Genomic DNA, 19,788 nt, shown 5'->3' on the forward strand with positions numbered 1-19,788 from the left:
CAGGAGGAATGTACCATGGCAAGACCCGTTGTGGCCATCGTAGGTAGGCCAAATGTGGGAAAATCGACTATTTTTAACCGGTTGATCGGCGATCGGCTGGCTATTGTAGAAGATAAGCCTGGCATTACGCGCGACCGGATATACGGCGTGTCGGAATGGAACGGAAAGGCTTTCAGTGTGATTGATACGGGCGGTATCGAGATTGACGGAGAAGATATGATTCTGAGATCGATCCGGGTTCAAGCCGAATTGGCAATTGAGGAAGCTGATCTCATCGTATTCATGTGCGATGCGAAGAGCGGGCTGACGAATGCGGACGAGGAGGTCGCCCAGATCTTGTTCCGTTCGGGCAAGCCAGTTGTTCTCGCGATCAATAAGGTGGATAACATGAAGCGGGCGGAAGATATTTACGAGTTCTACAGCCTTGGCTTCGGCGATCCAATCGGCATCTCGGGCAGCCACGGAACCGGAATCGGCGACCTGCTGGATCAAGTGACAGAGCGCCTTCCCGAGCTTGAGGATGACGAATATGATGAGGACGTTATCCGCGTTGCGTTGATCGGACGGCCGAATGTTGGCAAGTCTTCGCTGGTCAACGCCATACTCGGCGAAGATCGCGTCATTGTCAGCGACATAGCGGGTACAACCCGGGATGCAATTGATACGCCGTTCGAGCGGGACGGGCAGAAGTATGTCTTGATTGACACGGCCGGCATGCGCAAGCGCGGCAAAGTATATGAATCGACCGAGAAGTACAGCGTGATGCGGGCGATGCGGGCGATTGAGCGCGCCGATGTCGTGCTGGTAGTCATCAACGGCGAGGAAGGTATCATCGATCAGGATAAGCATATTGCCGGATATGCCCATGATGCCGGGAAAGCGTCGCTCTTCGTAGTCAACAAATGGGATGCGGTCGAGAAGGATGACAAGACAATGCACCAGTTCGAGACGAAGATCCGCGATCACTTCCTGTTCATGACTTATGCGCCGATCGTCTTTCTCTCGGCACTGACGAAGTCACGGCTGCACAAGCTGCTTCCCGTAGTTCAGCATGCGGCCCAGCAGCACTCGCTGCGCATCGCGACCCATCTGCTTAACGACGTCGTCTCGGATGCAGTGGCAATCAATCCGCCACCGACCGACAAGGGACGGCGTCTGCGCATCAATTATGTAACCCAGGTGGCTGTCAAGCCGCCGACGATCGTGGTGTTCGTCAATGATCCTTCGCTGATGCACTTCTCCTATGAACGCTACCTGGAGAATAAAATTCGCGGAGCGTTTAATTTTGAGGGTACGCCGATCCGCATCTTTACCCGGCGTAAATCCGACGATGAATAGGGGAGAAGATTGTGGCCTTTGAATGGATAACCATTGTAGTAAGCTATCTGCTCGGTTCCGTCAGCTTCAGCGTTCTGCTGGCCAAGCTGCTCAAGGGGATCGACATCCGCCAGTACGGCAGCGGCAATGCCGGGGCGACCAACACGCTGCGGGTCCTTGGCAAAGGACCTGCGATTCTCGTTCTGGCGCTTGACGTCGCCAAAGGCATCGCGGCTGTATGGCTCGGCGTCTGGAGCGGCGGCTGGGGCAGCTGGGTGGCCGCCGTCTGCGGCATCGCCGCTATCGTCGGGCATAACTGGCCCATCTACTTCCACTTCAGAGGCGGCAAGGGAATTGCCACCACAATCGGCGTCATGGCGACATTGTGCTTCTTCCCTGCGCTGTACGCCGGAATTATCGCGATTCTATCGATTTTCATCACACGTTACGTATCGCTGGGTTCCCTGATCTTCGTGGTGTTGACGCCTCTCTTTCTGCTGCTCACCGGGTTCACCTATCCGGTGCTTTGGACCAGTTTGATCATTGCCGTATTCGCTTTCTGGCGTCATCGGAGCAATATTGTCAAAATCGCGCAGCGGCGCGAGAATAAGATCGGTTCGAAAGCCAAAGGAGGGAAACGCGTTGTCTAACAAAGTCGCCCTGCTGGTTGCGGGCAGTTGGGGAACGGCGCTTGCCACTGTCCTGGCGGCCAATCATCCACAGGTCCATATGTGGACGCGCAATTCCGCCCAAGCTGAAGAAATCAATCTCAAGCATACGAATGAGCATTACCTTCCCGGCATTCTACTGCCGGATAATATTGTGGCCACGACATCCATGGAGGAAGCGGTAACCGGGGCCAATGCCGTTGTGATCGTCGCTCCGTCATCGGGGATGCGCGAGGTGAGCCGCAGCCTGAAGGCTTACTGGAAGGAAGGCATGCTGTGCGTGCATGCGACCAAGGGGTTCGAAACGGAGACGATGAAACGGATGTCGACCGTTATTGCGGAGGAGCTTGGCTGTGATGAAGGGCGGATCGTCGTCCTGTCCGGTCCCAGCCATGCCGAAGAAGTCGTCCGCCACTGTCCGACGACCGTTGTGGTCGCCTCGCAGAGTGAGAAGGAAGCGGTAAGAGCCCAGGATTTGTTCATGAACAACGACTTCCGTGTCTATACGAACCGGGATTTGGTTGGCGTGGAGCTGGCCGGAGCGTTGAAAAATATTATCGCCCTCGGGGCGGGAATGTCCGATGGACTCGGTTACGGGGACAATGCCAAAGCGGCGCTGATCACACGCGGGATCGCCGAGATTTCCCGGATTGGTCAGGAGCTGGGGGCCAATCCCATGACCTTCGCCGGTCTGGCTGGTATCGGAGACCTGGTCGTAACGGCGACGAGCCGGCACAGCCGCAACTGGCGGGCGGGCTCTATGCTCGGCCAGGGCCGTCCTCTGCAAGAGGTGCTCGACTCCATGGGCATGGTCGTCGAAGGAATTCGCACCACGCAGGCTGCCTATTCCATTGCCGCCAAGCTCGGCGTGCAGATGCCGATTACGGATCAGATCTACCATGTGCTATTCCAGGGACGCAGCCCACGCGACGCCGTGGAGGCTCTGATGGGACGCGATCCCAAGGCGGAGCTGGAGAAGATCACCCAGGAGACCTGGGAGCAGTGGCATACTTGATTTCAGGTTATCCAGCCTTAATAAGGCTGCGGCGGTGATCGTTACCTGAAGTCCGCCCATCACCTTTTGCGGAACATCCTCATATGCTGTATCGGGGATTGACGGAGGAGGGATGAGTAATGAGCCGAAATTTTTCCAAGGATGCCTTGAACGCCATCAATAAGAAGACGGGCAAAAACATCACGGAAGGCGCCGTCAAGAAGCTGGCAAGTTCAGTCAAGCCGGGAACGCTGCAGAGTGACGCCCAGCTTCGCCAATTGATCAAGCAGGTCTCCGCCATGGCGAAGGTGCCGGTCAGCGAGGACACGATCAAGGAGATCATTCAAGCGGTGAAGAAGACCGGATCGAATCCGAGCGGTATTGAAGGCCTGATGAAAATGATGATTAAAAAATAACTGTCCTTCGCAAAAAAAAGAGCAGGCGGGCCACACGGCACCGATGCTCTTTTTTTTGAACTTATGTTATAATATGGGCATCATTTTACGATTATGCTTCAAGGTCTGCCGGGGGTTGCGGCTTCGTTCTTGTAAGCCGTTTCATACCGGGTTTGGCTTGGTGATTTCTGCTCTGGAGTCGACTTTAGATTTCGTACAGGAACGGAGGCGTATGGTTTTGTTGGGAGCCATGGGGATTTCTGCTGAGCTGCTTCGCGCACTGGAGGAGGCGGGCTTGGCCTTGTCTGACGAAGGAAGACCGGAAAGGCCGGCATGGATGCTGGGCGGAAGCTGCAGCCTGCTGCTGCAGAATGTTCCGTTGAAGGCTGCACCTCATGACATCGATTTGTACGCGGAGGCCACGGCGGCGGACAAGCTGCATGAAGCTCTGCGTACATATGCAGTGGGTGAACTGTCCGAGGACTACAGCCGGGGCTGCTATTCCTTAATGGGGCATTATGTGATCGAAGGCTATCCGCTGGAGCTTGTCTGCGGGTTTAAGGTATGCAGCGGTCATTCGATCTACCTGGTGGAAACGGAACTGCTTCGTAATTATGCGGCTATCGGTTCACATCCCGGAATGGCCGGCATACGCCTCATGCCGCTGGCTCATGAGCTGATCTTCAACGTGCTTCGGGAGCGAAGCGACCGGTATGAAGCCATCGCCGCGGTAATGAAACGCAATCTTCCGGCGCATTTGCCGCTGGTACAGCTTCTGATTGAGCGCAATACGCTGGAGGCCGCTCACGCCTGGACGATTGCGGATATCCTAGGCATCTCCACGCAATGTTCATAGAGAGTTAGATTGACACCAGGAAAAAGGAGGCCCAGGGCCATATTGAAACCGCAGCATGTCTATCCTATTACATTTTTACCCTCTGGAAAAAGCGCGAATGTGCCCAAAGGAATCACATTGCTGGACGCCGCGCGCCGGGCGGGCATACATATCGCGACCCGCTGCGGAGGCAAAGCCGGATGTCTGATGTGTAAAGTCCATATCGAAGACGGGTCAGCTTCTTCTCTTAGCCCTCCTGGCGAGGTTGAACGACGGAAGCTGGGCGGACTGCCGGATGAAGGCATCCGGCTCGCCTGCCAGGCTAAAATCGCAGGAGAAGCGGTCGTAAGCGTCCCGGAAGACCCGCTAAAGGCTGCCATTCGCAAGAGGCTGGCGGAAGCCGAAAGAGGCGGAGAGGACAGCTTATGGTGACTCTTCACGTTGGCGGATGAGTATTGAGTATAAGGCTGAACTTAATGATATCTTTTCACAGCGTTTGTCCCGATTGGGGCAGGCGCTTTTCTTTTTGATGAGAGATGTGAGCAAGAGTGACGTTCTATTAAAGGATCGGCCCGCATACAGATGATGAGAAAGCTTCCGGATGCCGGCAAAGGTCTGCCGCGCCAGCATGCACCACGTAGAAACCGCATGAAATTGCGCGGTCGGCAGGTCATAAATCCTCAGCGGGTACATATGATGATACTAGTCCAAATGCATGTCCGAGCGTTCGGTTTGGCCGAGGCTGGAAGCGGACCCTGCGGACCCGGGCGGTCAAGCTTCCGCTGAAGGCTATCCGCCGGCCTACAGAACACACGGCCATGCAGGCGATGAATACCGGCGGCAAGCGCGAAGCCGATGCTCTTCAGGCATTTTTCTTCGGAAGTATATGAGGAGGGATCTCTTTTGGAAAAAGTGGATATTTTCAAGGACATTGCCGAACGTACCGGCGGGGACATCTATCTGGGAGTCGTCGGCGCGGTCCGCACAGGTAAATCAACGTTTATCAAACGCTTTATGGAAACCATCGTCCTGCCTAACATTACGAGCGAGGCGGACAGGGTTCGGGCTGTCGATGAGCTGCCCCAAAGCGCAGCCGGCAAGACGATCATGACCACGGAGCCCAAGTTTGTTCCAAACAATGCGGTACAGATTAAAGTGACCGAAGGTCTTGAAGTGAACGTCCGGCTCGTAGACTGCGTCGGATATGCGGTCGAGGGAGCTAAGGGATACGAGGATGAGAACGGTCCGCGCATGATTTCCACGCCATGGTTTGAGGAGCCCATTCCGTTCCAGGAAGCGGCTGAAATCGGCACACGCAAGGTGATCCAGGAGCATTCGACACTCGGGGTTGTCGTCACGACCGACGGCAGCGTCGCGGAGATTCCGCGTGGCTCGTATGTCGATTCTGAGGAGCGCGTCATCGCGGAGCTGAAGGAGGTCGGCAAGCCTTTCGTGCTGGTGATCAACTCCACGCACCCCAAGGCTGAGGAGACCCAGGCGCTGCGCAGCGAGCTGGCCGCCAAATACGATATACCGGTCATGACGCTCAGCGCAGCCACCATGAGCGAGGATGATGTAACCGGCGTGCTGCGCGAAGTCCTTTATGAGTTCCCGGTTCATGAAGTGAATGTGAATCTGCCTAGCTGGGTCATGGTGCTTCCGGAGGCTCACTGGCTGCGGAGCAGCTATGAGAATTCGGTTCGCGATACGGTCAAGGATATCCGCCGCCTGCGTGATGTCGACCGGCTCGTCTCCCAGTTCACCGAGTACGATTTCATCGACAGAGCGGGACTGAGCGGCATGAACATGGGCCAGGGCGTTGCCGAGATCGATCTGTTCGCTCCGGAAGAGCTGTACGACCGGGTGCTGATGGAGGTCGTAGGCGTCGAGATCCGCGGCAAAGATCACCTGCTTCAGCTGATGCAGGAATTCGCGCATGCCAAGCGGGAATACGACCGCTTCGCCGAAGCGCTGGAAATGGTCAAGACGACCGGCTACGGCATCGCTGCCCCGTCGCTCGCGGAAATGGCGCTCGACGAACCGGAATTGATCCGGCAGGGTACGCGTTTCGGCGTACGCCTGAAGGCGACGGCTCCTTCGATCCATATGATCCGCGTCGATGTCGAGTCGGAGTTCTCGCCGATCATCGGTACCGAGAAGCAGAGCGAAGAGCTTGTCCGCTACTTGATGCAGGATTTCGAGAACGATCCGATCAAGATCTGGGAGTCCGATATTTTCGGCCGCTCGCTGCACAGCATCGTCCGGGAAGGCATCCAGGGCAAGATCGCGATGATGCCCGACAACGCCCGCTACAAACTGCAGGAGACGCTCGGACGCATCATCAACGAGGGATCGGGCGGACTGATCGCTATCATTCTCTGAAACAGCAGACGCGGAATGGAAGAAAAGAGAGCGGAGCGGGGCCAAGCGGCCTCGCTTTTTGCATTTAGCATCATTCGTTATCGCTCTTCGACTAATAAGACGCCATTACTTGTTTATTCCTGCTTGTATGGAAGCGATTTCCTTACTTAAGTCCGGCCTGTATTCCCTTGCCGGTCTGCCCGATTCAGGAAGATTAGAACGGGCAAGGGAATCATTTCAGCTTGTTTTTTTCAGAACGCTTGAAATTATGGAGAGCCTGTATTACTATAAATTTGTTGCGCATCCGGGTATGGATGCGGTCCACGATCCACAAAACGCAATAATCACGTATATTTTACGCTGAAACGGAAACAGTGAACAATATCGGAGAATTAGCCAGGGAGGTGAGAAGAAATGAATAAATCTGATTTGATCAACCAAGTGACGGAAGCAACCGAACTTCCCAAGAAGGATGTAACCAAAGCTGTGGACGCCGTATTCGAAGCGATTGCGGATGCTCTGCAGAACGGGGACAAAGTGCAGCTGGTCGGATTTGGAAACTTCGAAGTGCGCGAGCGTTCCGCACGCAAAGGCCGCAATCCGCAGACCGGTGAAGAAATCGAAATTCCTTCGAGCAAGGTTCCGGCATTCAAACCGGGCAAAGCGCTTAAAGACGGAATTAAATAAGATTTCTACATATGTCTTCCATATTCAAGAACAACAACCATGCCGCCCTCTCAGGCGGCATTTGTTTTTAAACCGCCATTATGCAGTTTTTCTACAAGGAGGTTTCAGGAATGAGCGACAGCAAAAATGAGGGGCTGCCCGATCCGTCGGACAGTGATTACATCGTGATCAAGGCGAAGGAGAATGGCGTGCAGGTTATGGGGCTTACACGAGGTACGGATACCCGGTTTCATCATACGGAGAAGCTGGACAAAGGCGAAGTCTATATCGCCCAGTTTACCGACCACACCTCGGCAATGAAGATCCGCGGCAAAGCCGAGATTATGACCAAGCACGGACAAATTGAGAGCGGGATCTGAGCGGCAGGCATAGCCTGCTTTTTTTTGACATATAAGAGGATATAGGCCCGCGTACAGGCACAGGCAAAATGCCACCGCCGGCCAACACGGGAGGGGGGAGTGGCGGTGAACCGTTCATGGTGGATCGGAGCAGCTCTGGTTGTTACGGCAGCCTCGGCGCTGCTGCTTCCCCGTATGGAACTTCTTCAGTCGTCGCCGAAGCAGGCTTCAGGCACGGTGGAGACCTTCTCCCAGAAGGGCGACAAGCTGGTGATGGGAGAGGGCAATCTGGTGGATGCGGTCGGAGGCATTCCCTTCCACTTGCCTATCGGAAGCGTTGGTTGGGAAGAAGGCGTGTTATCGCTGGATTTGAAGGTGACCGACACTGCCGTTCGGCCGGGGGATGTGTACGCCGACATGTCGAGTGTGCTCTCCTTCGCCTTTCGAAATACCGAGAACGTGGATCAGGTACTGCTGCGGATTATGGCCGAGGACCGCTGGGTCGGCTCTTCACGCCTTCTGCTCGCGGCCGATGTCAGACGCTCGGAGCTGACTCCCGAGCTGCTCGAGGAACTGGAGAAGACCGGAAACATCCCTCTGCCTGCTTCGCTGAAGTCCGCGCTGCGGATAAGCGAAACCAGCCTGTGGAAAAATCAGTTCATCATTCCCTGAACCGGGTAATAGAAGTAGTAAATGGACGGATGGAAGAATACCGGGCCGTGCGCGGCCCCTTAACATATGCTATAATAGTCAAGATTGTGAACAATCGATGATCGGTCAATATTAATTTGGGCTCGGAGGCTGAAATGAAACCGTACCGCATACCGCAACTGGCTAAATCTTATACGGACTACGACATGATCCGGCGGCATACGGAACTGCCGCCGCTTTCGGACGCCCGCGGAGCTTTACTTTACACTTTTCTGAACCATGCCTCCCGCAGGCAGCCTGAGGCAGAGCTGTACGCACTCGTTACCGCACTTGTGCAGCTCGCACTGGATACGCATGAGTCTGTTGACGAAGCCAAGTCCCGGGATGAGGCGGTTATGCGCTCCCGTCAACTGAAGGTGCTGGCCGGTGATTTTTTCAGCAGCTGGTTCTATCGCCTTCTTGCAGGCAGCGGCGAAATCGGCATGATCGGCACGCTCAGCACAGCCATTGCCAATTTCAACGTGCTGAAGGCTCAGATGTATATCAAAGCCAGGGAAATGATGTTTACAGCCGAAGCCTATTTGCAGACCGCACTTCAGCTGAACATGAGCTTGTTCCAGTCTTTTACACCCCTGATCGACCAGAAGCTCGTGGAGCCTTGGCGCAGCTTGTTGAAGGAATTTACGCAATGCGAGACCGTTGCTCTGGAACTGAAGCGGGGAGAATTGCCGGAACAGGGGCAGGAAGGCTTCAGTTACTGGCATCTGCTCGAATCGGGCACCGAGGAAGAAAGACGACAGCTGCGGGAGCGGAAGCTGGAGAACAAAGACTGGAAGAAGCTCAAGATGAAGTATAAATGCGATTCCCTGCTCACGGATAAGCTGCATCAGGCGATCGATGCCATCCATGGAGTGCTGCAGGAGCTGAAGGATGAGGCGCTGATCCGGGAGCTGCGGGCTACGCTTGAAGGCTTTCTTCTGCATCATAAAATTTCGGGACAAGCCGCGGGGGAGGCCTAATCTACTGCATGAACAAGACGACAACGGCCGGCGGAAACGGAAGCAAGCCGAAGGAGCAGTACGTTCATTCCGTATTCGAGAAGATCGCCGGCAAATATGACATTATGAACGACATTCTCAGCTTCCGGCGACATAAAGCCTGGAGGCGGTTCGCCATGGACAAGATGGGCGTGCGGTGCGGAGATACGTCCGTCGATCTGTGCTGCGGCACCTGCGACTGGACAATTTCGCTTGCGGAGAAGAGCGGGACCGGGAGCGTCGTGGGCCTCGATTTCAGTGAAGGCATGCTGGAAGTAGGCCGCAAGAAGGTGAAGGAGCAAGGACTTTCGGAACGGATTTCGCTCGTCCAGGGCAATGCCATGAAGCTTCCCTTCGGCAACAATTCCTTCAATTACGCAACGATCGGCTTCGGCCTGCGCAATGTGCCGGACCCCGTTCAGGTGCTCCGTGAAATGCAGCGGGTGGTAAAGCCTGGCGGCATGGTGGTCTGTCTGGAGCTGTCCAAGCCTACCGTTCAACCCTTTAAAGGCATTTATTATTTCTATCTTACGCGTTTGCTGCCTATGATGGGCAAGCTGTTCGCCAAGAGTTACCAGCAGTACAAGTGGCTTCCCGAATCGCTCGCGCTGTTTCCGGACCGGAAGGCACTGGAGCAAATCTTCCGCGATACGGGGCTTCAGCGCGTGGAATCCTATCCCTTGACCGGAGGCATCGCAGCATTACATATTGGGATCAAGGAGAATCAGGATGTTTAAGAAAATCGGCATTTTTCTGCAAATGATTAAATTCGAACATACGGTATTCGCCCTTCCCTTTGCTTTTATGGGTGCGCTGCTTGGATCGAGCGTAGTAGCCGGCTCGCTGCCGACCTGGCATGAGATCGGCTGGATTCTCGTGGCGATGTTCGGCGCCCGCAGTGCGGCGATGGGTCTTAACCGGCTGATCGACCGTGTGAGCGACGCCAAGAATCCCCGGACAGCCGGGAGAGCAATTCCGGCCGGGCTGCTCAAAGCGGGGGAAGTGGTCGTCTTTGTCATCATTTCATTCCTTTTACTGTTCTGGGCCGCTTCGAAGCTGAACCCGCTCTCGGCCAAGCTGCTGCCGATCGCGGTCTTTTTGCTTGTCTTCTATTCTTTCACCAAACGCTTCACCTGGGCCTGCCACCTCATTCTCGGCCTGACCATCGCGCTCGCACCGCTCGGCGGCTGGGTCGCCGTAACCGGCAAGGTGGATTTGACGGCCATGGTCTTCTACTTGACGATTGTGTTCTGGACAGCCGGCTTTGACGTTATTTATTCTTGCCAGGACGTTGAATTCGACATCAAGGAGGGCCTGTATTCCATCCCGGTGCGCTTCGGTGTGGCGAGCGCTCTTCGAATCGCCAAGGTGTTTCATTTCCTGACCGGCGTCGGGTTTATTTCCCTGCTGTTCATGGCACACTTAAGCTGGTGGTATATAGCGGGCATGATTATCGCTTATATCATTCTGTTCTATGAGCACAACATCGTGTCCCCGAACGACCTGAGTCGTCTGCAGACCGCGTTCTTCACCATGAACGGTGTGCTGAGCATCGTGGTGTTCTCTTTTACCCTGATTGACTTGGTGGTGCAGACCTACAGATGAGCACAGTGAACTCCAAAGGCTTTGTTGTCGGGATAACGGGGGCCAGCGGAGCGGTATACGGCATCCGCCTCACCGAGACGCTGCTGTCTCTGGGCTTCCCCGTCCATCTGGTCATCAGCAATGCGGGCTGGCGGGTGGTCAAGGAAGAGCTGGACTGGGATGTAACCGACCGTGAGGGAGTTCTGAATCAGCGCTTCGGCGGCTTGCAAGGAACTCTCGAGTATCATCCGGTCGCGGATATCGGCGCGTCCATCGCCAGCGGCTCCTTCCGCACACAAGGCATGATCATCATGCCCTGCTCCATGGGAACGCTCTCTGCGGTGGCGAACGGTACATCGGATAATCTCATGACCCGGGCGGCGGATGTGATGCTCAAGGAAGGACGACCGCTCGTGCTCGTTCCCCGGGAGACGCCGCTGCATGCCATCCATTTGGAAAATATGCTGAAACTGTCCCGGCTGGGTGTACGGATGATTCCGGCCATGCCGGCTTTTTATTTCGGGCCGCAGAGTCTGGAGGACATGGTTGACTTCATGGTCGGCAAGGTGCTGGACAGCTTCGGGATCGACCACGCATTATTCCGCAGATGGGGAGAGTGACATCATGAAGAACGAAGAACCCGCTGTTATCGGCAAAATCAGCTATACCAACTCCTGGCCGGTCTATCATCATTTTAATCCGACGGCGCTTCCTTTCCAGGCTACCCTGGTAAGCGAAGTGCCGTCCCGTCTCAACCGGGGCATGGCGGAAGGAGATATCCATGTCGGAGCACTTTCTTCATTCGCTTATGCGGAAGCGAGCGACCGGCTGCTGCTGCTGCCGGATCTGTCCGTCAGCTCGGACGGTCCGGTCCGGTCAATCTTCCTGTTCTCGAAAGGAACGCTGGAGGAAGCCGCTTCGGGCACGGTAGCTGTGACGAGCACATCCGCCACCTCGGTCAATCTGCTAAAGATCCTGCTTGAGAAGGCGGTAGGCGGAAGACCGAGGTATGTTACCGCGGAGCCCGATCTGGAGCAAATGATGGAGACCGCGGACGCCTGTCTGCTGATCGGGGATCATGCCATACGGGCCGGCTGGAGCAACACCCGCTACCGGGTGACCGATCTTGGAGAGCTCTGGAAATCGTGGACGGGATGCGGGATGACCTTCGCCGTATGGGCAGCCAGCCGGCAGGCAGCCGAGCAGGAACCGGAGCGCATTCGGCTTATTTATGAAGCTTTTGCCCTGAGCAAGCGAAAGGGACTCGGCAACCTTGAACCTATCGTCATGGATGCAGTGGCGAAGATCGGGGGAAGCGAGGGCTACTGGTGCGGTTATTTCCGCAATTTGTGTTATGATTTTGGGGAAAGGCAGCAGGAAGGACTGAACCTCTATTTCCGGTATGCGCATGAGATGGGCCTGCTGCCGAAGCAAGTGAGAATAGAGTTCTGGAATGACAATCTGCTGACACGGGTGAAGAAATGAAACGACTGCAAATGTTTGGTCTGCTGAACCGGGATATGGAAGCGCTGGAGAAGGAGCTGTACCGGAGCGTTCAAGGTGATGATGCGCTGCTTGAGGAGACATCTCTGCATCTCTTGAAGGCAGGCGGCAAACGGCTTCGACCCGTATTCGTGCTCATGGGGGGCAAATTCGGCAGCTATGACTTAGACAAGCTGAAGCGGGTTGCTGTTCCGCTTGAGCTGATTCACAGCGCTTCACTGGTTCACGACGACGTCATAGACGATGCGGATACACGGCGCGGCGAGCCGACTGTCAAAGCCAAGTGGGGAGACAAAATCGCCATGTACACAGGCGATTATATTTATGCCAAGGCGCTGGGCATCACCGCCGAGCTGCCGAATCAGCGGATTCACCAGATTCTGTCGAAAGCGATGGTCGAGATGTCGGTCGGCGAGATGGAGCAGATCCGCGATTTCTTCAACAGCGAGCAGAGCGTCCGCCATTACCTGCGGCGCATCCGGCGCAAGACGGCGCTTCTGATCGCTATCAGCTGCCAGCTCGGCGCCCTCGCCGCCGAAGCCCCCCCGGAGGCGGCGCGGCTGCTGTACAGCTATGGCTACAACGTAGGCATGGCTTTCCAGATCCGCGACGATCTGCTTGATCTGTCGGGTACCGAGAAGCAGATCGGGAAGCCGCCGGGCAGCGATATGCGCCAGGGCAATATCACGCTTCCGGTGATCTACACCCTGCAGGACAACCGGCTCCGTACGCAGCTTCTGGAGGAACTGGAGCTGATCCACTCGGGCCGCGCCGGTGTCGGCCGCGCCATCGATCTGATTCTCTCCGGAGAAGGGATCTCCCGGGCTGAAGAGCTGGCCTCCCGTTATATCGACAAGGCGCTTCATGCGCTGGATCAGCTTCCGAGCAACCGGACCAAACGGAACCTTCGCGAGATCGCTTATTTTGTGACAGGAAGAGCTTATTGAAAAGCGGTTTCATTCCGATATAAGAAGTTAACAGCCGCCAGTGTTTTTGATAGAATATCGAAAAGACCATCATCGCATTTCGAAATGGAGAGTGTAACCATGGAAAAGACGTTTTTGATGATCAAACCTGACGGCGTGCAGCGTGGATTGATCGGCCGTATCGTGGCCCGCTTGGAGGACAAGGGTTTCAAGCTTGTCACAGCCAAGCTGACTTCGGTCACCGAAGAGCAAGCCAAACGGCACTATGCCGAGCATGAGGGCAAGGATTTCTTTCCGGACCTTGTCTCCTTTATTACGTCAGGCCCTGTGTTTGCCATGGTTTGGGAAGCCGATGATGTCATCGCTCTATCCCGTCTGCTGATTGGAAAGACCAAGGTGGGTGAAGCGCTGCCCGGTACGATCCGGGGCGATTTTGCCAGCCATACACCTCTCAACCTGATTCACGGCTCGGATTCGCCCGAGAGTGCGGCAAGAGAGATCGCCAACTTCTTCGCTCCCGGCGAGTTGAATGATTACGATAAGGCTATTGCGGCCTGGACCTAGACCGGGGCATCTATTACGGGGAATTTTTTACGGGGGTAGATCATGATGTTGCCTGAACGCGAACTGACAGCGGCAGACCCGGACTATACCGGATTTATTCAAAGCATCAACAAAAGCACGGGGATTGACCTGTCGCAGTACAAGGAAGCCCAGATGAAGCGGCGGCTTACGACGCTCCGCACGAAGAACGGTTACCGCACCTTTGCGGAATTTTATTCCGCCATGATGAAAGACAAGGAGCTGTTCTACGAGTTCCTGGACCGGATGACGATCAACGTCTCTGAATTTTGGCGCAATCCTAACCGCTGGGAAGTGCTGCGCGATGTCATCCTTCCGGAGCTTATGACACGCAGCAAGCGACTCAAGCTGTGGAGCGCGGCCTGTTCGACCGGTGAGGAGCCGTACACGCTCGCAACCATACTGGCCGACAAGAAAATCCTCACGGACTGCAGCATCGTGGCGAGCGACATTGACGACGGAGCGCTGGCAAAAGCCAAGCAGGGCCTGTATCTGGAGCGTTCGCTCAAGGATGTTCCTCGGGATGTCGTGTCCCGATACTTCACGCCGCAGGGCGCCATGTACGAGATCAGCGATTCGTTCAAGAAGAACATCGATTTCCGCAAGCAGAATCTGCTGCTGGACAAGTTCGACACCGGCTTTGATCTGATTATCTGCCGGAATGTCATGATCTACTTCACCGAAGAGGCGAAGGACAAGCTGTATCATAAATTCTCGGCCAGTCTTCGCCCTGGCGGATATCTGTTCGTTGGCAGCACGGAGCAGATTTTTACGCCAGGCAAGTACGGGTTCGAATCGACGGAGACTTTCTTCTACCGTAAAAAATAAGCTTCGGCTTATGAACCGGTTTGGAAGTTCGATGCGAGATGGAGGCACGGAGGTATACTTTCGTTCTTTGGCAGAAACACTAGTCATAGAATATAGTTTATTGGCGAAAGGTTGTACCCCATGGACAAAGTCAAGGTCATCGACGCATACCGGCGCGGCTATATAACCGTCAAGGAATGCGGTCAGATTCTCGGTGTCGAGGAAGCTCAGCTACGGCAGCTGCTTCGGCAGGAGGAAGCCAGAACCCTATACAAGCTGAATGACCGGGTGATCGGCAGCTGAGGGCCGAAATCCGCCTTCACTTCCACCCGGAAGCTTATATAACGCGTGCACAGGCCGCCAAACGCCGCCCCGCTCCATAACCGGAGTTTCGGGCGGCGTTTGCGTTCAGGAACATGAAGACGTCCTGCCGTTCGCATTCTTGTCAAAATGGATTTCCCTATACTATAATGAGCAAAGGTCATTACGGATTTTAGCAGTTTACAGTTTGAAAGCGCGAAGGGGGAACGCAGCATGAGTATACGTTATTTAACGGCAGGGGAGACACACGGTCCCCAGCTGACGGCGATAATCGAAGGTCTGCCCAGCAATCTTGCACTGAATTTTGAGGAACTGAATTTTCAGCTTCAGCGGCGACAGAAGGGATACGGCCGGGGGCGCCGGATGCAGATTGAGACAGATACGGCGCAAATTGTCGGCGGTGTCCGCCACGGGAAGACGACCGGAGCTCCCGTCGCGCTTGTTGTGGAGAACAAGGACTGGACGCACTGGCGAAATATTATGAATATCGAGCCGATTCCCGGCTCGGACGAAGAGAAACGCCGCGTGAACCGGCCCCGTCCCGGCCATGCGGATTTGAACGGCGGCCTGAAATACAATCAGACGGATCTGCGCAATGTGCTGGAACGTTCGAGCGCCCGGGAAACGGCTGCGCGCGTAGCCTGTGGCGCTGTGGCGCGTCAGTTTCTTGAAGCGTTCGGCGTTAAGATCGCCGGCCAGGTCATCCGGATCGGTGAGATCGAGGCTCCCGTCAGCGATCTGCCGATCGACGAGCTGATCGCCCGGACCGAAGAGTCCTCTGTACGTGTTACGGACAAGGAAACCGAGAAGAAGATGGAAGCCTACATCGACCGGATCAAGGAAGAGGGCGATTCCATCGGAGGAATCGTGGAATGCATCGCGGTCGGCCTGCCGGTCGGACTCGGCAGCTATGTGCAGTACGACCGCAAGCTGGACGGTGCCATTGCCGGAGCGGTCATGTCGATCAACGCGTTCAAAGGCGTTGAAATCGGCATCGGCTTTGAGGCGGGCGTCCTGCGCGGGTCCCAGGTCCATGACGAGATTCTGTACAATCCCGCCCAAGGCTACCACCGTGGCAGCAACCGGCTCGGCGGATTTGAGGGCGGCATGACGAACGGCATGCCCGTTGTGGTCCGCGGCGTCATGAAGCCGATTCCGACGCTGTACAAGCCGCTGAAGAGCGTGGACATCGACACGAAGGAGCCGTTCACGGCCCAGGTTGAGCGTTCCGACGCCTGTGCGGTTCCAGCCGCCTGCGTTGTTATGGAGAACGTGGTCGCCTGGGAATTGGCCAAGGCGTTCCTGGATAAGTTCGGCGGGGATTCCATGGAAGAAATCCGGGCCAACTACGACAATTACCTGGCCCAATTGGAGAGCTATTAATATGCGAAGAATTCAGGTATCGCTCGGTGAGCGCTCATATCCGATTGTGATTGGCTCAGGCTTGCTGGACGGGATTGCGGAATTATGCGGGGAGGCCGGATTCCCGGTTCGCAGTCCGTTGCTTGTGGTCAGCGACAGTTCAGTGGCCCCGCTGTATTTGGACGGACTGACAGCCCGGCTGGAGGCAGGCGGCTATAAAGTTGTCACCCATGTCATCGCTGCCGGTGAAGCCTCGAAATCGCTGGCCGTGTATGAGGAAGTCATGACGACGGCCATCAAGGCCGGACTCGACCGCCGCTCCGCCGTACTGGCGCTGGGCGGCGGGGTGGTCGGGGATTTGGCTGGCTTTGTCGCCGCAACGTATATGCGCGGCATCGGCTTCCTGCAAATCCCGACAACCATTCTGGCGCATGACAGCAGCGTAGGGGGCAAGGTTGCGGTGAACCATCCCCTTGCCAAGAACATGATCGGCGCATTCTATCAGCCCAAGATGGTTGTATACGATTTGGATACACTCTCTACGCTGCCCCCGCGTGATGTGCGCTCCGGGCTGGCGGAAGTCATCAAGCACGGTCTCATTCTGGACCGCGAATTCGCCTACTGGTGCCGCGAGCATGCAGGTGAGCTGCTGGCGCTTCAACCTGAAGCGCTGGGCTACGCCCTGGAGCGCGGCTGTGCGATCAAAGCGGATGTGGTCGGCGAAGACGAGCGTGAGCACGGACTCCGCGCGATCCTGAATCTGGGCCACACGATCGGACATGCGATCGAGGCGGTCGGCGGCTACGGCACCTTCCTGCATGGGGAAGCCATTGCCATCGGAATGGCTGGCTCCGCGCTGGTGGCTGCCAAGCTGGGCCGTCCGCGGTCGCTCTATGAAGAGACGGTGTCGATGCTGACCGCTTTGGAGCTTCCGGTTACACTGCCAACGCAGTACAGTGTGGATGATATCATTGATGCCATGATGCATGACAAGAAATTCAAGGAAGGCCGGATCACGTTTATCGTGCCGGATGAGATCGGAGCCGTAAGCATTGTTGAAGGCGTCGAAGAATCCGTTATCCGAGAGGTTGTCGGCCAGTTGAAGAAGGAGGGAAGCCCATGGTGACCCGGGGCATCCGCGGCGCGACGACAGTCAACCGCAACGAGGAAGAAGAAATACTTCGCGAGACCGTGCTGCTGCTGAGAGAAATGGTAGAGCGCAATGATCTGGTTGCCGAAGACATCTGCAGCGTATGGATTACGATGACGACGGATCTGGATGCGACCTTTCCGGCCAAGGCAATCCGGGAGATCGAGGGCTGGGAGCTTGTTCCCTTGATGTGCGCCATCGAGGTTCCGGTTAAAGGCAGCCTGCCGAAATGCATCCGGCTAATGGTTCAGGTCAATACGGAGAAGAGCCAGAAAGAGATTCGCCACGTCTACTTGAACGAGGCCCAGCGGCTTCGTCCCGACCTTACCGAAAGCAAATAATGGAGGTCCGGCTGCAATCCGAGTCTCGTCTCTCCGAAATAATGGGGTTGTAAAAGAGCATAGCTATCATGTATAGTGAGATCAGACGAGTGAAGCAGAGTTTAGTACAGTTTAGATGAGCTGAGAAGAGACGAGTATTAGGGAATTGGAACGGATGATCCGAGAGGGGATATTCGCGCTTAGAATGTGGACACAGGTTCGCAGAGCGCGGAAGATACTGCTTTTATCCTTTTTCGCTTATTTTCCGGTTTATGCCATTGTCCCCGCTCTTTTTATATGCTTGCCTAACCAAACCTCTACTTCGGTAGAGGTTTTTCTGCATTTAGAGCCGTTATATAGAGTTCAGATTCCAAGGAGGAACGACAAATGACCAGTCCCAGCGTCGAGCAAGTGGTATCCCTCGCCAGGCAGTACAACCTGATTCCGGTGGTCAAAAGAGTGTTAGCCGATATGGAGACGCCAATTCGGATCTTTCAGCGTTTTGCAAGCCGCCGCAACGCCTTTTTGCTGGAAAGTGTAGAGGGTGGGATACAGTGGGCGCGTTACTCATTCATCGGGAGCGATCCTTTTCTGCTGATTTCCGGTAAAAAAGGCGTGATCAACGTCGAAATCGGCGGAGAGAAAAAGCAGCTTCAAGGCAAGCCGATCGAGGAGCTCAAGACGCTGCTCCGATCATACCGGAGTCCGAAGCTTCATGAAATGCCGCCGTTCACAGGCGGGGCGATCGGATTCTTCGGCTACGATCTGCTCCAGTACTATGAGAAGCTGCCGGCACATGCCAGCGATGATCTGAAGATGGATGATATCCGCTTCATGTTCTGTGACCGGATCATTGTATTCGATCATGTGAAACAGCAGATTCTGCTGGTCGGCAACCTTCACATTAAGGATGGCGACAGCGACGATGACATCCGCGCGGGCTATGCCAAGCTGAATGATAAGCTGGAGGAACTGGCCGAAGAACTCCACAAGGACGGACCGAGAGAGAACATGAACCGGCACAGCATCCCGCAAGACATCGAGCTTGGCGACATCCACTCCAATCTGTCGAAAGAGCAGTTTATTAGCAATGTGGAGCAGGCCAAGGAGTACATCCGGGCGGGCGATATTTTCCAGGTGGTGCTCTCCCAACGCTTCCATATCAACACCGACGTATCTCCGCTTCATGTGTACCGGATGCTGCGCACGCTGAATCCTTCACCTTATATGTATTATCTGAAAATGGATGAGGAGATCATCGTCGGCACATCGCCGGAGGCGCTGGTCAAAGTGGACGGCGACCAGGTCAAGACTCGGCCAATCGCCGGAACGCGTCCGCGCGGCGTGAGCGAGCAGCAGGACCGGGAGCTTGCCGAAGAGCTTATGGCCGATGAGAAGGAAAGAGCCGAGCATTTGATGCTCGTCGACCTTGGGCGCAATGACCTGGGCCGGGTCTCCGAATTCGGCACTGTCAAATGCGACACTTTCATGGAGATTGAGAAATACTCCCATGTCATGCACCTGGTGTCCAACGTATCAGGCAAGCTGCGCGAGGATAAAGATTTCTTCGATGCCTTTCTTTCCTGTCTGCCGGCCGGAACCGTGTCGGGAGCGCCGAAGCTCCGCGCCATGGAGATCATTGCCGAACTGGAGCGTGAAGCGAGAGGCGCCTACGCCGGAGCGATCGGATACTTAGGCTTCTCGGGCAACATGGACTCCTGCATCACAATCCGGACGATCATCTTCCGCAAGGGCCGGGCGTATGTGCAGGCGGGAGCGGGCATCGTGTGGGATTCCGTGCCGGAGAAGGAGTATGACGAGACGGTGAACAAGGCAAAGGCCATGCTGAAGGCGATCCGGATGGCCGAAGCCATGTTCCCGAAAGAGAAGAGTGTCGGCGGCAGCATCAATCAGGATTATATGTACGAATATACGCCGTAAGGCGCTGCC

Annotated in this window: 24 protein-coding genes; all 24 read left to right on the plus strand. The window is 55.6% G+C overall.

Annotated elements, in window-relative coordinates:
- Window positions 1-15: 15 nt before the first annotated feature.
- Window positions 16-1,338, plus strand: coding sequence for a ribosome biogenesis GTPase Der (gene der / locus KIH86_RS04605; RefSeq protein WP_223086534.1), 1,323 nt, complete (start codon window positions 16-18; stop codon window positions 1,336-1,338).
- 11 nt (window positions 1,339-1,349) lie between these two features.
- Window positions 1,350-1,967, plus strand: a complete 618-nt coding sequence (plsY, locus tag KIH86_RS04610) for a glycerol-3-phosphate 1-O-acyltransferase PlsY (protein WP_223086537.1) — start codon at window positions 1,350-1,352, stop codon at window positions 1,965-1,967.
- Entirely contained in the window at window positions 1,960-3,000 is a 1,041-nt protein-coding gene (locus KIH86_RS04615; protein WP_223086539.1) for an NAD(P)H-dependent glycerol-3-phosphate dehydrogenase, read from the plus strand. Before plsY ends, KIH86_RS04615 begins: the two co-directional genes overlap by 8 nt.
- Window positions 3,001-3,119: 119 nt before the next feature.
- Window positions 3,120-3,395 carry a stage VI sporulation protein F gene (locus KIH86_RS04620; RefSeq protein WP_223086543.1) on the plus strand — a complete coding sequence of 92 codons (276 nt, stop codon included), beginning with the start codon at window positions 3,120-3,122 and terminating at the stop codon, window positions 3,393-3,395.
- Between the two features lie 211 nt (window positions 3,396-3,606).
- Complete coding sequence (locus tag KIH86_RS04625; protein ID WP_235775256.1) at window positions 3,607-4,230, plus strand: nucleotidyltransferase family protein; 624 nt, start codon at window positions 3,607-3,609, stop codon at window positions 4,228-4,230.
- A 42-nt stretch (window positions 4,231-4,272) separates the two neighbouring features.
- Window positions 4,273-4,641, plus strand: coding sequence for a 2Fe-2S iron-sulfur cluster-binding protein (locus KIH86_RS04630; RefSeq protein WP_223086545.1), 369 nt, complete (start codon window positions 4,273-4,275; stop codon window positions 4,639-4,641).
- 471 nt (window positions 4,642-5,112) lie between these two features.
- Window positions 5,113-6,591: a stage IV sporulation protein A gene (gene spoIVA, locus KIH86_RS04635; protein WP_223086548.1), complete on the plus strand. Its 1,479-nt coding sequence runs from the start codon at window positions 5,113-5,115 to the stop codon at window positions 6,589-6,591.
- Window positions 6,592-6,718: 127 nt separating this feature from the next.
- Window positions 6,719-6,934 carry a hypothetical protein gene (locus tag KIH86_RS04640; RefSeq protein ID WP_223110330.1) on the plus strand — a complete coding sequence of 72 codons (216 nt, stop codon included), beginning with the start codon at window positions 6,719-6,721 and terminating at the stop codon, window positions 6,932-6,934.
- A 50-nt stretch (window positions 6,935-6,984) separates the two neighbouring features.
- Window positions 6,985-7,257: an HU family DNA-binding protein gene (locus KIH86_RS04645; RefSeq protein WP_223086550.1), complete on the plus strand. Its 273-nt coding sequence runs from the start codon at window positions 6,985-6,987 to the stop codon at window positions 7,255-7,257.
- Window positions 7,258-7,367: 110 nt separating this feature from the next.
- Window positions 7,368-7,616 (plus strand): trp RNA-binding attenuation protein MtrB, encoded by a 249-nt coding sequence (mtrB, locus tag KIH86_RS04650; protein ID WP_223086553.1) that lies wholly within the window; start codon window positions 7,368-7,370, stop codon window positions 7,614-7,616.
- Window positions 7,617-7,721: 105 nt separating this feature from the next.
- Entirely contained in the window at window positions 7,722-8,267 is a 546-nt protein-coding gene (locus KIH86_RS04655) for a hypothetical protein (RefSeq protein ID WP_223086556.1), read from the plus strand.
- Between the two features lie 134 nt (window positions 8,268-8,401).
- Entirely contained in the window at window positions 8,402-9,265 is an 864-nt protein-coding gene (locus KIH86_RS04660) for a heptaprenyl diphosphate synthase component 1 (protein ID WP_223086560.1), read from the plus strand.
- Between the two features lie 8 nt (window positions 9,266-9,273).
- Complete coding sequence (locus tag KIH86_RS04665; RefSeq protein WP_223086562.1) at window positions 9,274-10,020, plus strand: demethylmenaquinone methyltransferase; 747 nt, start codon at window positions 9,274-9,276, stop codon at window positions 10,018-10,020.
- Window positions 10,013-10,888, plus strand: coding sequence for a UbiA-like polyprenyltransferase (locus tag KIH86_RS04670; RefSeq protein ID WP_223086565.1), 876 nt, complete (start codon window positions 10,013-10,015; stop codon window positions 10,886-10,888). The genes KIH86_RS04665 and KIH86_RS04670 overlap by 8 nt, the downstream gene beginning before the upstream one ends.
- The gene (locus tag KIH86_RS04675; RefSeq protein WP_223086568.1) at window positions 10,885-11,487 is read left to right on the plus strand and encodes a UbiX family flavin prenyltransferase; all 603 of its coding nucleotides are present in this window, start codon (window positions 10,885-10,887) and stop codon (window positions 11,485-11,487) included. Before KIH86_RS04670 ends, KIH86_RS04675 begins: the two co-directional genes overlap by 4 nt.
- Window positions 11,488-11,491: 4 nt before the next feature.
- Window positions 11,492-12,352, plus strand: a complete 861-nt coding sequence (locus KIH86_RS04680; protein WP_223086570.1) for a menaquinone biosynthetic enzyme MqnA/MqnD family protein — start codon at window positions 11,492-11,494, stop codon at window positions 12,350-12,352.
- On the plus strand, window positions 12,349-13,317 hold the full coding sequence (locus KIH86_RS04685) for a polyprenyl synthetase family protein (protein ID WP_223086572.1): 969 nt from the start codon (window positions 12,349-12,351) through the stop codon (window positions 13,315-13,317). The genes KIH86_RS04680 and KIH86_RS04685 overlap by 4 nt, the downstream gene beginning before the upstream one ends.
- A 99-nt stretch (window positions 13,318-13,416) precedes the next feature.
- Window positions 13,417-13,860 (plus strand): nucleoside-diphosphate kinase, encoded by a 444-nt coding sequence (gene ndk, locus KIH86_RS04690; RefSeq protein WP_223086575.1) that lies wholly within the window; start codon window positions 13,417-13,419, stop codon window positions 13,858-13,860.
- Between the two features lie 45 nt (window positions 13,861-13,905).
- Window positions 13,906-14,706 carry a CheR family methyltransferase gene (locus tag KIH86_RS04695; RefSeq protein ID WP_223087686.1) on the plus strand — a complete coding sequence of 267 codons (801 nt, stop codon included), beginning with the start codon at window positions 13,906-13,908 and terminating at the stop codon, window positions 14,704-14,706.
- A gap of 120 nt (window positions 14,707-14,826) precedes the next feature.
- Window positions 14,827-14,988: a hypothetical protein gene (locus KIH86_RS04700; RefSeq protein WP_223086578.1), complete on the plus strand. Its 162-nt coding sequence runs from the start codon at window positions 14,827-14,829 to the stop codon at window positions 14,986-14,988.
- A gap of 231 nt (window positions 14,989-15,219) precedes the next feature.
- Window positions 15,220-16,389: a chorismate synthase gene (gene aroC, locus KIH86_RS04705; protein ID WP_223086582.1), complete on the plus strand. Its 1,170-nt coding sequence runs from the start codon at window positions 15,220-15,222 to the stop codon at window positions 16,387-16,389.
- Between the two features lies 1 nt (window position 16,390).
- The gene (aroB, locus tag KIH86_RS04710) at window positions 16,391-17,494 is read left to right on the plus strand and encodes a 3-dehydroquinate synthase (protein WP_223086585.1); all 1,104 of its coding nucleotides are present in this window, start codon (window positions 16,391-16,393) and stop codon (window positions 17,492-17,494) included.
- On the plus strand, window positions 17,488-17,859 hold the full coding sequence (gene aroH, locus KIH86_RS04715) for a chorismate mutase (RefSeq protein ID WP_223086587.1): 372 nt from the start codon (window positions 17,488-17,490) through the stop codon (window positions 17,857-17,859). The genes aroB and aroH overlap by 7 nt, the downstream gene beginning before the upstream one ends.
- 366 nt (window positions 17,860-18,225) lie before the next feature.
- Window positions 18,226-19,779: an anthranilate synthase component I gene (gene trpE, locus KIH86_RS04720; protein ID WP_223086590.1), complete on the plus strand. Its 1,554-nt coding sequence runs from the start codon at window positions 18,226-18,228 to the stop codon at window positions 19,777-19,779.
- The last annotated feature ends 9 nt before the right edge of the window (window positions 19,780-19,788 follow it).

This window comes from Paenibacillus sinensis, assembly GCF_019904155.1.
GTDB classification, from domain to species: domain Bacteria; phylum Bacillota; class Bacilli; order Paenibacillales; family Paenibacillaceae; genus Paenibacillus_AQ; species Paenibacillus_AQ sinensis.

Bases quoted from the DNA above. Each gene is read 5' to 3' on its own strand.
- aroH (WP_223086587.1), top strand. From the start codon at position 17,488: ATGGTGACCCGGGGCATCCGCGGCGCGACGACAGTCAACCGCAACGAG.
- aroC (WP_223086582.1), top strand. From the start codon at position 15,220: ATGAGTATACGTTATTTAACGGCAGGGGAGACACACGGTCCCCAGCTG.
- der (WP_223086534.1), top strand. From the start codon at position 16: ATGGCAAGACCCGTTGTGGCCATCGTAGGTAGGCCAAATGTGGGAAAA.
- KIH86_RS04665 (WP_223086562.1), top strand. From the start codon at position 9,274: ATGAACAAGACGACAACGGCCGGCGGAAACGGAAGCAAGCCGAAGGAG.
- trpE (WP_223086590.1), top strand. From the start codon at position 18,226: ATGACCAGTCCCAGCGTCGAGCAAGTGGTATCCCTCGCCAGGCAGTAC.
- KIH86_RS04670 (WP_223086565.1), top strand. From the start codon at position 10,013: ATGTTTAAGAAAATCGGCATTTTTCTGCAAATGATTAAATTCGAACAT.
- KIH86_RS04695 (WP_223087686.1), top strand. From the start codon at position 13,906: ATGTTGCCTGAACGCGAACTGACAGCGGCAGACCCGGACTATACCGGA.
- KIH86_RS04685 (WP_223086572.1), top strand. From the start codon at position 12,349: ATGAAACGACTGCAAATGTTTGGTCTGCTGAACCGGGATATGGAAGCG.
- KIH86_RS04645 (WP_223086550.1), top strand. From the start codon at position 6,985: ATGAATAAATCTGATTTGATCAACCAAGTGACGGAAGCAACCGAACTT.
- KIH86_RS04620 (WP_223086543.1), top strand. From the start codon at position 3,120: ATGAGCCGAAATTTTTCCAAGGATGCCTTGAACGCCATCAATAAGAAG.
- KIH86_RS04680 (WP_223086570.1), top strand. From the start codon at position 11,492: ATGAAGAACGAAGAACCCGCTGTTATCGGCAAAATCAGCTATACCAAC.
- aroB (WP_223086585.1), top strand. From the start codon at position 16,391: ATGCGAAGAATTCAGGTATCGCTCGGTGAGCGCTCATATCCGATTGTG.
- KIH86_RS04675 (WP_223086568.1), top strand. From the start codon at position 10,885: ATGAGCACAGTGAACTCCAAAGGCTTTGTTGTCGGGATAACGGGGGCC.
- ndk (WP_223086575.1), top strand. From the start codon at position 13,417: ATGGAAAAGACGTTTTTGATGATCAAACCTGACGGCGTGCAGCGTGGA.
- KIH86_RS04640 (WP_223110330.1), top strand. From the start codon at position 6,719: ATGGAAGCGATTTCCTTACTTAAGTCCGGCCTGTATTCCCTTGCCGGT.
- KIH86_RS04625 (WP_235775256.1), top strand. From the start codon at position 3,607: ATGGTTTTGTTGGGAGCCATGGGGATTTCTGCTGAGCTGCTTCGCGCA.
- KIH86_RS04660 (WP_223086560.1), top strand. From the start codon at position 8,402: ATGAAACCGTACCGCATACCGCAACTGGCTAAATCTTATACGGACTAC.
- KIH86_RS04700 (WP_223086578.1), top strand. From the start codon at position 14,827: ATGGACAAAGTCAAGGTCATCGACGCATACCGGCGCGGCTATATAACC.
- mtrB (WP_223086553.1), top strand. From the start codon at position 7,368: ATGAGCGACAGCAAAAATGAGGGGCTGCCCGATCCGTCGGACAGTGAT.